7 protein-coding genes are annotated in these 12,717 nt (G+C 65.3%); 2 read left to right on the forward strand and 5 right to left on the reverse strand.

What is annotated here, in order from left to right:
• Window positions 1-7 precede the first annotated feature (7 nt).
• Window positions 8-523, forward strand: coding sequence for a GNAT family N-acetyltransferase (locus RP6297_RS14735; protein WP_009239579.1), 516 nt, complete (start codon window positions 8-10; stop codon window positions 521-523).
• An 18-nt stretch (window positions 524-541) separates the two neighbouring features.
• Here the strand turns inward: RP6297_RS14735 and RP6297_RS14740 are convergent, their stop codons facing one another.
• From RP6297_RS14740 to putA, 4 genes are all read right to left on the reverse strand, one after another.
• Window positions 542-1,678 (reverse strand): YbdK family carboxylate-amine ligase, encoded by a 1,137-nt coding sequence (locus RP6297_RS14740; RefSeq protein WP_009239578.1) that lies wholly within the window; start codon window positions 1,676-1,678, stop codon window positions 542-544.
• 5 nt (window positions 1,679-1,683) lie between these two features.
• Window positions 1,684-2,907, reverse strand: coding sequence for a cation:proton antiporter (locus RP6297_RS14745; protein ID WP_009239577.1), 1,224 nt, complete (start codon window positions 2,905-2,907; stop codon window positions 1,684-1,686).
• A gap of 198 nt (window positions 2,908-3,105) precedes the next feature.
• A complete protein-coding gene (locus RP6297_RS14750) occupies window positions 3,106-4,251 on the reverse strand; it encodes a branched-chain amino acid ABC transporter substrate-binding protein (RefSeq protein WP_009239576.1) in 1,146 nt (381 codons plus the stop codon).
• Between the two features lie 130 nt (window positions 4,252-4,381).
• A complete protein-coding gene (gene putA / locus RP6297_RS14755) occupies window positions 4,382-8,362 on the reverse strand; it encodes a trifunctional transcriptional regulator/proline dehydrogenase/L-glutamate gamma-semialdehyde dehydrogenase (protein WP_009239575.1) in 3,981 nt (1,326 codons plus the stop codon).
• A gap of 331 nt (window positions 8,363-8,693) precedes the next feature.
• Here putA and RP6297_RS14760 point away from each other — a divergent pair, with 331 nt between their 5' ends.
• Window positions 8,694-9,839 carry an IS481 family transposase gene (locus RP6297_RS14760; RefSeq protein ID WP_009239574.1) on the forward strand — a complete coding sequence of 382 codons (1,146 nt, stop codon included), beginning with the start codon at window positions 8,694-8,696 and terminating at the stop codon, window positions 9,837-9,839.
• A 474-nt stretch (window positions 9,840-10,313) separates the two neighbouring features.
• Here RP6297_RS14760 and RP6297_RS14765 read toward each other — a convergent pair whose 3' ends face one another.
• Window positions 10,314-12,611 (reverse strand): primosomal protein N', encoded by a 2,298-nt coding sequence (locus RP6297_RS14765; RefSeq protein ID WP_009239573.1) that lies wholly within the window; start codon window positions 12,609-12,611, stop codon window positions 10,314-10,316.
• Between the last annotated feature and the right edge of the window lie 106 nt (window positions 12,612-12,717).

Consider the following 12,717-nt stretch of genomic DNA (forward strand, 5'->3'; position numbering starts at 1 on the left):
ACGCATCATGCTGCTCCGCGACGCAACGCAGGCTGACCTGCCGGCCATCCTCGCCATCTACAACGACGTGATCGCCAACTCCAATGCGATCTACACCGAAACACCGGTCACGCTGGAAGACCGCACCACGTGGCTGGCCTTGCGTGCCACGCAGGGGTATCCGGTGCTGGTCGCCGACGATGATGGGCAGGTGGCAGGCGTTGCATCGTTTGGGGATTTCCGGCCCTACCCGGGCTTTCGCACCACCGTCGAGCACTCGGTGCACATACACCGCGACTGGCGTGGCAAGGGGCTGGGCAGTCGGCTGGTCGAGGCGCTGTGCGAACGTGCCGCTGCCCTGGGCAAGCACCTGATGGTGGGCGCCATCGACGGTGCCAATGCGGGCTCGATTCGCCTGCATGAAAAGCTCGGCTTCAAGGAAGTGGGCCGCATGCCCGAGGCGGCCATCAAGCACGGTCAGTGGCTCGACCTCGTGTTCATGCAGCGCTGGCTGGAAGCGCCGGGAACGGTCCGAAGCGACTGATCGTTCTTCGATGATGCGTCAGGCGGGCTGCGTTGCCGCCTGCTGCGTCCAGCGCCCGCAACCGCGTCGCACGGTCTCGTGCAGGTTGCGGGTTTCACGTTGCGCCGCGCGGATCCATTCCGCATCGGCGTCGCACGCCTCCACCACCTCCCGCACCATGTCGAGCGCGCCTTCGGACGACAGCGCTTCGGCGTGTGCCGACAGTACCTTGCTCGTCTCCAGGATGTGGTCGGCCAGCGCACCGCGATTGCCCGTGGCCGGGTCGACGTATTCGCCAGCCAGCCCGAAGCGGCACGCCTGGAAGCGGTTGAAGGTGTAGACCAGGTAATCGTCTTCCACGGGCATGAACGGGCGATCGAGCAGCAGCCAGCGCCCCAGCGCCTGGATATAGGCGGCGATGGCGGCGGCGCGTTCGACGGTCAGCGGTGTGTCCATCACGCGGACTTCGATCGTGCCGAATTCGGGCTTGGGGCGGATGTCCCAATAGAAGTCCTTCATGCTTTCGATCACGCCGGTGGCGTGCATCTTGTCGAAGTATGCGATGAAGGCATCCCACGTCAGCACGAACGGCGCGCGGCCCGACATCGGAAAGGCGCTGACCGAGTTCATGCGCGCGGATGCAAACCCCGTATCCACGCCCTGCACGAATGGCGACGACGCTGCCAGCGCAATGAAGTGCGGCACGTAGCGCGACATGGCGTGCAGCAGATACAGCGCATCGTCCGGATTCGGGCAGCCAATATGCACGTGCTGCCCGAACACGGTGAACTGCTTGGCGAGGTAACCGTACAGATCCGAGATGTACTGATAGCGCGGCGATTGTGAAATCTGGCGCTGGCTCCACTGCTGGAACGGATGGGTGCCGCCGCCGCAGATGCCGATGTTCAGCGCAGTGGCGGCTTCAGCCATGCGGTCGCGCATCTCGCGCAACTGCCAGAGTGCCTCGTCATGGCTGTGGCAGATGCCGGTGGAGATCTCGATCATCGAATCGGTGATCTCGGGCTTGATGTCGCCGGGGTATTCCTTGCCCTTGAGCATGCGCAGCAGGTCGGGCGACGCCGAGGCAAGGTCGTAGTCGTGACGATTGACGAGCTGCAGTTCCAGCTCGACGCCAAACGTGAGTGCTTCGGATTTCGAGAATGGTTCGAGGGACATGGGGCTCAGTGCCTCCCTTCGTCTTGTCGCACCTCACCTGCCCAGCGCAGCGAACGCGCGGTCAGGATCGGCGCAGCAATCTGCTGGATCGCCAGCGTGCACAGGATGATGGCCGCCAGCGGACCACCGGTTTGCGGATACAAAGCCGCCGTATCGTGCATCAGCAACCATGACAGTCCGGACATGGGCCCAAGGGCCAGGCCCAGCGCGATGCTCTGCCGCATCGACAGGCCCGTGAACGAGCCCAGCGCCGTCGTGGCCGCCAGTTTGGCGATAAAGCGCGACAGCACCAACGCCACCGCCGCCACACCGCCGATCACCCAGTCCGACGCCTTGAGCGGCAAGCCGAGCGACACGATCATCACCACAATCAGGATGCTGCCCGCGCTGCCGAAGTGCGAGGGCCACACGCGCGGGTGATCGTCTTGGTGCTTGAACACCACGCCTGCCAACAGCAGCGTGAGCGGTACCGACAGCTTGAGCAGCTTGGCCATCGCCAGTGCAAACAGCACCAGGCCGACGAGCACCAGGAACGCATAGTGATCGTCACCCGCCATGCGGTGATACAGCGCATGGCCCACCTTGCCGACCACCCAGGCCAGAAGCACGGAACCTGCCAGCAGGTACAGCGGGTGGATGAGCGCCGCCGCCCAGTGGCCGTATTCACTGTGCAGCCAGCCGGCGGTCAGCGGCACCAGCACGCTTGCGTAGATGCTGTTGAGCGCGCCCAGCGAGAGCAGTCGCTCCGTCACCTGGCCTTCGGCGCGCAGTTCGTTCTTGAGTTGCAGGAGCACCGTCGGGGACGTGGCCACCGCGATGGCGCCTGCGGCCACCGCCACCGACGACGTCACGCCAAACAGCTGCAGCACCCAGGTGACCAGGCCCCAGGTCAGCAGACTTTCAAAGCCGCTTGTGAGCAACAGCCAACGATTGGCGCGCAGCCACTCGAACGACAAGCGGTGCCCCAGCTCGAACAGCGCCAACGCCAGCGCCATCTCGATCAGGATGTGGGTCTGCTCGAGCATGTCGGCGTCGATGAGCGGGCGGCCGAGCACGCCGGCCACCAAGCCCGCCACCGCGTAGCCGACGATGCGCGGCAGCTTGAGCGCCGCGCGCGCAAACTCGCCGCACAACGCCGCGCCAACCAGCGCCAGCCCGATCCAGAAAAGGCCGCCGGGAGCGGGCGGCCACGAAGGGAAGAGATCGTGAAGTCCTGTCATGGGCGACATGGTACCCGAAGCCCCCATCCGGGAAAGTCAGCCAAGCACTGACACGCGTTAGAGCCGCGTTACACGATATTTAATAATAGATCGGTGATTTTCGACACAAAAAGCGACAACTCTGTGTTTGGAACCTGAGACCGCCGGCAAAGAAAAACCGCCCCGGAGGGCGGTTTTCATACTGCAAATGGCTGAGAGCCGGTCGGATTACTTGCCGCCGACGCTCTCCAGCGGCGTCCACTTGCCGCCGGTGACCTTGTAGACGGTGATGCCGCCGTCCTTCAGGTCGCCCTTGTCGTCATAGGCGTAGTGCTTGGCGGTGACGCCTTGCGTGTTGGTGGCAGCCAGGATCGGCAGGTACTTGGCCGGGTCGGACGAACCGGCAGCCACCATCGCCTTCATCAGGGCCATCGCGCCGTCGTAGGCGTACGGCGAGTACGTCTGCACCGGCGTGCCGAAACGCTTCTCATAGCGGGCCTTGTAGCCAGCGCCGCCCGGCATCTGCTCCAGCGGCAGACCGGCCAGCGATGCCACCATGCCTTCCGCCGCTTGCGGGCCGGCCAGCTTGATGAAGTCGTCGGTCTTGGACATTTCGCCCGACATCAGCGTGGACTTCATGCCCAGCTCGCGCATCTGCTTGAGCAGCGGGGCCGATTGGCCTTCGGCGCCACCGTAGAACACGGCGTCCGGGTTCTTGCTCTTGATCTGCGTGAGGATGGCCTTGAAGTCGCTGGCCTTGTCGTTGGTGAATTCGCGACGCACGATGGTGGCGCCGGCAGCCTTGGCAGCCTTCTCGAACTCGTCGGCCAGACCTTGGCCGTAGGCCGTGCGGTCATCCACGATGGCGATGTTCTTGTAGCCCAGCTTCTTGACGGCGAACGTGCCGACCACCGAGCCCTGCTGGGTGTCGGAAGTCATCATGCGGAACGTCGTCTTGTAGCCCTGCTTGGTGTATTCCGGCGCGGTTGCCATGGCGATCTGCGCGATGCCGGCCTGGTTGTACACGCGCGACGCCGGGATGCTGGTACCCGAATTGAAGTGGCCGAGCATGCCCTTGATGCCGCTGTCCACCAGCTTCTGGGCGACTGCCGTACCGGTCTTCGGGTCAGCCTGGTCGTCTTCCGCCATGAGCTGGAACTTGACTTCCTTGCCGGCGATCTTCGGGTGCGTGGCATTGAACTCTTCAACGGCCAGGGTCGCGCCGTTCTTCATGTCCGTGCCGTATTGCGCTTGCGGACCCGACATCGGGGCAGCAAAGCCCAGCTTGATGACTTCCTGGGCCGATGCGGCCGTCATTGCACCACCCGCCAGCGCGCACAGTGCTGCCGCCAGACACAGTTGCTTCAATTTCATTTGTGCGTCTCCTAGTTCAAACGCAATTTGGATCAATAGCGCGACGGGATCACCGTCGCCCTCCTCCCGCTTCGCATCCCATCCGCACCCGTCGTGCGCATGGAACCGCGAATCCTGCTCGTGCTCCCCGTCAGCCGATGGTCATCAGGCTGGCGTTGCCACCCGCGGCGGCCGTATTGACCGACAGCGAACGCTCGATCAGCAGGCGCTCCAGCGCCAGCCCTTCCCCGCCATGCGGCAGGCCTTGCACCCCCACGATCGGGCCGGCACGCCGTGCCAGTCCTTCGCAGATGGCGCGCAGATGGTCCGAATCGCCGTGATGCAGCACCGCATCAAACGCCGCTTCGTCGGTCGAGCCGACCACGCGGACGCGCGATTGTACTGCCGCCGGCAAGCCCCGAAGTACTGCTTCGATGGCAGGGTTTTCCTGCACAACGGCCAGGCTGCCGACAGCCAGGATGGCGGCGAGCTGGCGCAGCCAATCCGCCGGATCGGCCGCCACGCATAGCACGGCTTCGCGCGGCAACAGCGTGTAGGTGTTGCGCTCGCCGGTCGGGCCGGGCAGCGTGGCGGTGGCGCCCGTGGCCGAGGCTGCAGCCAGGCGCTCGCACAGCGAGGCCAGTTCCGGCGATTGCTTGCGAGCCCATTCCGTCAGCGCATCGAACGGCGCCAGCAGCGCGCGGCGCGCATCGGTATCGACCTCCGTACCCGCGCCTGCGGTCAGTTGCAGCGCGGTGCGCATTGCGTCCTGCGGGCACGTCGACAGCAGACGCAGCAGATACAGCGGGCCGCCGGCCTTCGGGCCCGTGCCCGACAGGCCTTCGCCACCGAACGGCTGCACGCCAACCACGGCGCCGACGATATTGCGGTTCACATACAGGTTACCCACGTGCGCGCGGTCTACCACGTGCGCGATGGTCTCGTCGATACGCGTGTGGATGCCCAGCGTCAGCCCGTAGCCCGTACCGTTGATCTGCTCGATCAGCTTCGTCAAACCGGTGTTGTCCGCCGAACGCTTCCACCGCACCACGTGCAGCACGGGGCCAAAGATCTCGCGCGTCAGGTCCGACAGGCTGTCGAGTTCGATCACCGTCGGCGGCACGAACGTGCCGTGCGCGCATGCGGCCGGCACCGGTGCCTGATGCACACGGCGGCCCTTGGCGCGCATCGCTTCGATGTGGCCGACGATGTTGTCGCGCGCTTCGGCGTCGATCACCGGGCCGACATCGGTGGCGAGACGATCCGGATTGCCCATCGCCAGCTCGGCCATGCCACCTTTGAGCATCGCGAGCACGCGGTCGGCGACGTCATCCTGCAGGCACAGCACGCGCAGCGCCGAGCAACGCTGGCCTGCCGAATCAAACGCAGACGACAGCACATCGGCCACCACCTGCTCAGCCAGCGCCGACGAATCGACGATCATCGCGTTCTGGCCACCGGTCTCGGCAATCAGCGGGATCGGCGCCCCGTTGGCATCGAGGCGCCCGGCCAGGGTGCGCTGCAGGATGCGCGCGACTTCGGTGGAGCCGGTAAACATCACGCCCTTGGTGCGCACGTCCTTCACCAACGCGGCGCCGACGGTCTCGCCGCGGCCCGGCAGCAGTTGCACGGCACCGGCCGGCACGCCGGCTTCGCGCAGGATGCGCACAGCCTGGGCGGCGATCAGCGGGGTCTGCTCAGCGGGCTTGGCGAGGACCGGGTTGCCTGCAGCCAGCGCAGCGCTCACCTGGCCGGTGAAGATCGCCAGCGGGAAGTTCCACGGGCTGATGCAGACCACCGGGCCCAGCGGGCGATGCGTGTCGTTCGAGAACCCGCCGCGCACCTGCGCCGCGTAATAGCGCAGGAAATCGACGGCTTCGCGCACTTCGGCAATCGCATTGGACAGCGTCTTGCCCGCCTCGCGAATGATCAGCCCCATCAGGTGCTGCATCTCGCCTTCCATGAGGTCTGCTGCGCGATCGAGCAGTGCGGCCCGTGCCTCGGGCGGCGTGGCTTGCCAGATCGGGGCGGCAGCGGCGGCGGCCGACAACGCGGCATCCACATCGGCTTCGGTGGCTTCGGTCACGTGGCCGACCACGTCACGCAGGTCCGACGGATTGCGCACCGGCTGCCGAAGTTGCGATGGGCCCCCCACGTAAGGCGCATCGCCGATGGTCGGCTCGGCCGTCCAGACGGTGCTGGTGCCGGCAAGAAGGGCGGACGACAACGACGCCAGGCGCTGCTCGTTCGCCAGGTCGATGCCCGACGAGTTTGCGCGAACGTCACCGTAAAGGGCGCGCGGCAGCGGAATCTTCGGATGCGGCAGGCCGAGCGTCCCTTCATCGGCGTGCATCTTTTCCACCACCGCCACCGGGTCGGCGACGAGGTCGTCCAGAGGAATCGACTCGTCCGCGATGCGGTTCACGAACGAGGTGTTGGCGCCGTTTTCCAGCAGACGGCGCACGAGGTAGGCCAGCAGCGTTTCATGCGTACCGACCGGCGCGTAGATGCGGCACGGGCGGTTCAGCTTGCCCGGCTTGTTTCCGACGACCTGCTCGTACAGCGGCTCGCCCATGCCGTGCAGGCACTGGAATTCATATTGGCCGGGGTAGTAGTTCTGGCCGGCCATGTGGTAGATGGCCGCGAGCGTGTGCGCATTGTGCGTGGCGAACTGCGGGAAGATCGCTTCCGGCGCGGCCAGCAGCTTGCGCGCGCAGGCCAGGTACGACACGTCGGTGTAGACCTTGCGCGTGTAGACGGGGTAGCCCTCCAGGCCGTCGACCTGGGCGCGCTTGATCTCGCTGTCCCAATACGCGCCCTTCACCAGGCGGATCATCAGGCGATGCTTGCTGCGACGGGCTAGGTCGATGATGTAGTCGAGCACGAACGGGCAGCGCTTCTGGTACCCCTGCACCACGAAGCCGATGCCATTCCAGCCAGCTAGCTCGGGCGCAAAGCACAGGCGCTCCAGCAGGTCGAGCGACAGCTCCAGGCGGTCGGCCTCTTCCGCATCGATGTTGATGCCGATGTCGTATTCGCGGGCCAGCATCGCCAGCGCCTTCACGCGCGGATACAGCTCGTTGATGGTGCGGTCGTATTGCGCGCGGCTGTAGCGCGGGTGCAGCGCCGACAGCTTGATCGAGATGCCCGGCCCTTCGTAGATGCCGCGCCCGCCCGAGGCTTGTCCGATCGCGCGGATCGCCTGCTCGTACGACGCGAGGTAGCGCTGTGCGTCTTCCTCCGTCATCGCGGCCTCGCCGAGCATGTCGTAGGAATAGCGGAAGCCCTCGGCCTCGAACTTGCGCGCGTTGGCCAGTGCTTCAGAGATGGTTTCGCCGGTGACGAACTGCTCGCCCATCAGGCGCATCGCCATATCCACACCCTTGCGGATCAGCGGCTCGCCGCTCTTGCCGATGATGCGCGTGAGCGCCTTCGACAGCCCGGCTTCGTTATGCGTGGCGACCAGCTTGCCCGTCAGCAGCAGGCCCCAGGTGGCGGCGTTCACGAACAGCGACGGGCTCTGGCCCAGGTGCGAATGCCAGTTGCCGTTGCTGATCTTGTCGCGGATGAGCGCGTCGCGCGTGGCCTTGTCGGGAATGCGCAGCAGCGCCTCAGCCAGGCACATCAGCGCCACGCCTTCCTGGCTCGACAGCGAGAATTCCTGGATGAGACCCTGCACCAGACCTTCGCGGCCGGTGCCGACTTTTTGCGTGCGGAGCTTGCCGGCGAGGTCTCGTGCGAGTTGCTTGGCTTCCGAGGCGAGCGCGCCCGGCAGGCGGGCCTGCTCCAGCAGCATCGGAATGGCTTCGGTTTCCGGCCGACGGTAGGCGGCGGTAATGGCAGCGCGCAGGACCGACTGCGGTTGCACGCTTTGCGCAAATTCGAGGAACGGTTGCACCGCAGGCTCGTCACCCTCGTGCACGTCCGAGACGGCTGCGGCGGCGGACGGGAGGCCATCCGCCGCCGTGCCGTTTGCATCAGTTGGCAGCTGCCCCCGCTCCACTTGGTCCAGATACGTGAAGATCGCCTGCTTGATCAGCCAGTGCGGCGTGCGGTCAATGGACTGCGCAACGCGCTTGAGGCGTTCACGCGAAGCATCGTCCAGTTTGACCCCGAGGGTGGTTGTAGCCATGTGGGTTCCTATCCAGAGCTGCCATTGCCTGGCTTGTGGCCGGCAAATTGGGCGGATCATACGCCCGGGAGTCTTGAAGGTGCAACCTAGTGAAACCCCTTGGTTCGAAATGGGTAGATGGTGGTGCAACCGCAGAGGCGGTTGGGGGACTTTTGGGCGACTTTTATTGTTGGGTGGGCGGTTTTTTTTGCTTTTGGTGCATCTCTTGTTTCATCCCCTGCCGGGGCTGACTCACTTTCTTTGGTCTTGTGTATGGACCGGGGACATAGGTGACAGGTGTGCGAGGACATGGTTGACACTTTGAGCGGCACATTCGCTCGGAGGTCAGGCCATGCCCTGGAGCACACGAGACACCATGAGCCTTCGTCAGGAATTCGTTCTATTGGCCCGGCAGGAAGGCTGTAACCGGCGCGAGCTGTGTCGGCGGTTCGGCATCAGCCCGCAAACCGGCTACAAGTGGCTGGCTCGTTACGTTGAGTCGGGGGACGCCGGACTGGCTGACCGGACGCGCCGTCCCTCGCACAGCCCGATGCGTACCGAGGCCGAGCTTGAACAGGCCGTCATCGCGTTACGCCAGCAGCATCCTGCGTGGGGCGGGCGCAAGATCAGCCGCCGCTTGGCCGACTTGGGCTGGAGTGATGTACCGGCGCCCAGCACCGTGACCTCCATCCTGCATCGGTATGGGTTGATTGCACCCGAAGCCTCAGACGCCTCCACGCCCTGGCAGCGCTTTGAGCACGCTGAACCGAACCAACTCTGGCAGATGGATTTCAAGGGCGGGTTCGCGTTGGCCGACGGCCAGCGCTGCTCGCCGCTGACCGTGATCGACGATCACTCCCGCTTCAACCTGGTGCTGGCGGCCTGCACGCAGACGCAGAGCGCGGTCGTGCAGCGTCACTTGCGCCAGGCCTTCGAGCGCTATGGGCTGCCGCTGCGCATCAACGCCGATAACGGCGCACCTTGGGGCAGTCCCACCCGGCCGGGGCAACTCACGGGCCTGGGCGTCTGGCTCATCCGCCTCGGTGTGCGCCTGAGCTACAGCCGCCCCGCCCACCCGCAGACCAACGGCAAGGACGAGCGCTTCCACCGCACGCTCAAGGCCGAGGCCCTGGCCGGGCGCTACTTCGCCTCTTGCGACGCGGTCCAGCACGCGCTGGATGCTTGGCGCACCGTCTATAACTGCGAGCGCCCGCACCAGGCCATCGACCTGGCCACGCCCATCACACGCTACCGGCCCAGCCCGCGACCGTATCCGTCTACGTTGGCACCGATCGAGTACAGCCCGCAGGACATCGTCCTCAACGTCGGATGGAATGGGGAGCTACGCTTCAGGAGTTGGCGCTTCAAGCTCTCCAATGCCCTGCACGGCTTGCCGGTGGCATTGCGCCCCGACCCTAAACACAGGGATCAATTCGATCTGTACTTCGTTCACCAACACCTTGGCCGTATCGATCTGAACCTGCCCGATGACTGCTGACATGTGTCAACCATGTCCTCGCACACCTGTCACCTATGTCCCCGGTCCATACAGTCTTGCCCAAAGAAAGTAAGCAAAGAAGACAGGCCTCCTTCCTTTTTCCGCCCGCTCACAGAAATTCAAGGCGCCGCATAGGGCAGGGAAAGTCAAAGGACAACAGCCAAACCATCGCGACGCCGACCCAAACGACAAAGGCCAACCTCGCGATGGGTTGGCCTTTCTCTTTTGACGTTGAGCCCTTGATGGCGCCTTGAATTTTCGTAAGCGGGCGGAAAAAGGCGGGGAACTGTCTGAGCGCAGCGAGTTTTCCCCGCCTCCGCCCGGTTACGGAAATTCAAGGAGGCTTTCGCCATCTCGGGCGCGCCTTTCTTTTGCTTACTTTTCTTTGGCAAGACAAAGAAAAGTGAGTCGGTCCCGGCAGGGATCGAAAGGGAGGTGGACCCTCAGCCCTTAAATGCTCAGATCTTCAAAGGATCAAATCCTCAAAGGATCAATCTCCAACTGCCACCGCACCCCCTTCACGGTCTTGCCGATCCCCGCAAACCCCTCAGTCCAAGCCGTCAAAAGCTTCTGCAAAGCCGCGCGAGAACCCGATTCCACCAGCAACTGCGCCCGCTCGCGGTTGGCCAGCCGCACCATCGTCATCGGCACCGGGTCATGCAAGAACACTGGCGCACCCGATTCAGCAGCCAAGGCTTCACCTGCCGAGCGCGCAGCACTCAAGAATTCAAGCGCCCGCGCGACTTCCTTGTGCTCGGCGGTGAGCAGGGCTTGATAGGCAAACGGCGGCAGCCCGGCTTGCTTGCGTTCCCGCAGCAACTGGCGCGCGAAACCATCGTAGTCATGTCGAACCAGCGCCTGCAGCGCCGGGGCATCCGGATACCGCGTCTGAATCAGCACCTCGCCCGCCAGGCCCGCCCGGCCCGCGCGGCCGGCCACCTGCATCAGCGAGGCAAACAGATGCTCTCCGGCCCGGAAATCGTGCGAGAACAGCGAGGGGTCGGGGGCGACCACGCCGACCAGCGTCACGCGCTGGAAGTCGTGCCCCTTGGCGACCATCTGCGTGCCGATCAGGATGTCGACGCTGCCTTCGTGCACGGTGTCGAACAGCGCTTCGGCGCTGCCCTTGCGGCGCGTGGAATCGGCGTCGATGCGGGCGACGCGGGCCTGCGGAAACAGCTCGCCGAGCGTCTCTTCGATGCGCTGCGTGCCGCGCCCGAGCGGCGCGATGTCGACGTTGCCGCAGTCTGGGCAGTGATGCGGAATGCGCGATTCGTACCCGCAGTGGTGACAGCGCAGGCGCCGTTCGGGCTTGTGCAGCACCAGGTACGCCGAGCAGCGCGGACAGCCCGAGAGCCAGCCGCACGCGTCGCACGAGAGCACGGGCGCGTAGCCACGGCGGTTGAGGAACAGCAAGCTCTGTTCGCCGCGCGCCAGGCGATCGGCAATCGCATCGACAAGCGGCTTGGACAGCCCATCGCGAATCTGGCGCCCGGCGCGGCGCTCCAGATTCAGGTCGATGAGCGACACGCGGGGCAGCACCGCTTCGGCCTGCGCGCGCCGCGAGAGCGTCAGGCGCGTGGTGGGCGTCTGCTCCGCGCGCCACCAGGTCTCCAGCGACGGCGTGGCCGAGCCCAACACGACGGGGATGTTGCGCTGCTTGGCGCGCCATAGCGCCAGGTCGCGTGCGGAATAGCGCAGGCCCTCCTGCTGCTTGTACGACGTGTCGTGTTCCTCGTCGACGAGGATGAGCGCGAGCTTGGGCAGCGAGGCCAGCATCGCCAGCCGCGTGCCGAGCACGATGCGCGCCTCACCGCGATGGGCGGCCAGCCAGTTCAGCGCACGCGGCTGTTCGGCCAGACCACTGTGCAGCGCCGCCATGGGCACACCGGGAAAACGCGCCGCAATGCGCGCCTCCAGTTGTGGCGTCAGGTTGATCTCGGGCACCAGCATCAGGACCTGTGCGGCGGGCTCGCGCGCCAGGGCGTCGGCGATGGCGTGCAGGTAAACCTCGGTCTTGCCGCTGCCGGTGACGCCGTACAACAGGAACGGGCTGAAGTTGCCGGCCGCCCCCGCCTGGGCAATGGCTGCCACGGCGGCGGTCTGTTCCTCGTTCAGTGCGGGTGCGATGGAAGGCAGTGGCAGTTCGAGCGGTTGCGGCAACAGCGCCTTCGGCCGCAGTTCTGCGCGCAGCCAGCCGACGGACGTCCAATCCCGCAGCTTGGCGACGGCTTGCCCGTGCAGTTCAACAGCAGCGCTGGTGGACAGCTCGCCATCGCCGGTCAGCGCTTCGGCCAATCGCATGGCGCCGGACGCACGTTTCGGAATGCTGTCCAGCAACGCTGCCCGGGCCGGTTCAAACATCACGTAGACGGTTTCGGTGGCCTGCCGGGCGAGGCTGTCCCAACTGCCCGGGGTTCGCCACAGCGGCGGGAGCGCCGGTAACGTCACTTCGCCGAGCGCGCGGTGGTAGTAGCCGGCAGCAAATTCGGCTAGGGCCCGCCATTCGGCGTCGAGCGGCGGCACCCAGTCGAGCACCCGCTCGACATCGCGCAGCTTTTCTTGCGGCACATCGGTGGTCGCGGCGGTTTCGACGACTAACCCCGCCACACGCCGGTTGCCAAACGGCACCACAACCAATTGCCCCGGCAGCACGGGCTGCCCACACCGGTAATCGAACACCGCATCGAGCGGCGTATCAATCACCACGCGAGCAATGGGGGCCGACACCTTGGCATCAGAAAACGCGGCGTCGACTTGGGACGTGGTCATGCAAGGCGCAAACGGTTGAATTGCAAAGGGAATGTTGCGATGCAGCGGCGGATCCTGCACCTGGAAAATGCGTCTTGCCCATCTCACCTTGCCTTTACAGCCATTG

The organism is Ralstonia pickettii (assembly GCF_016466415.2).
GTDB lineage: Bacteria > Pseudomonadota > Gammaproteobacteria > Burkholderiales > Burkholderiaceae > Ralstonia > Ralstonia pickettii.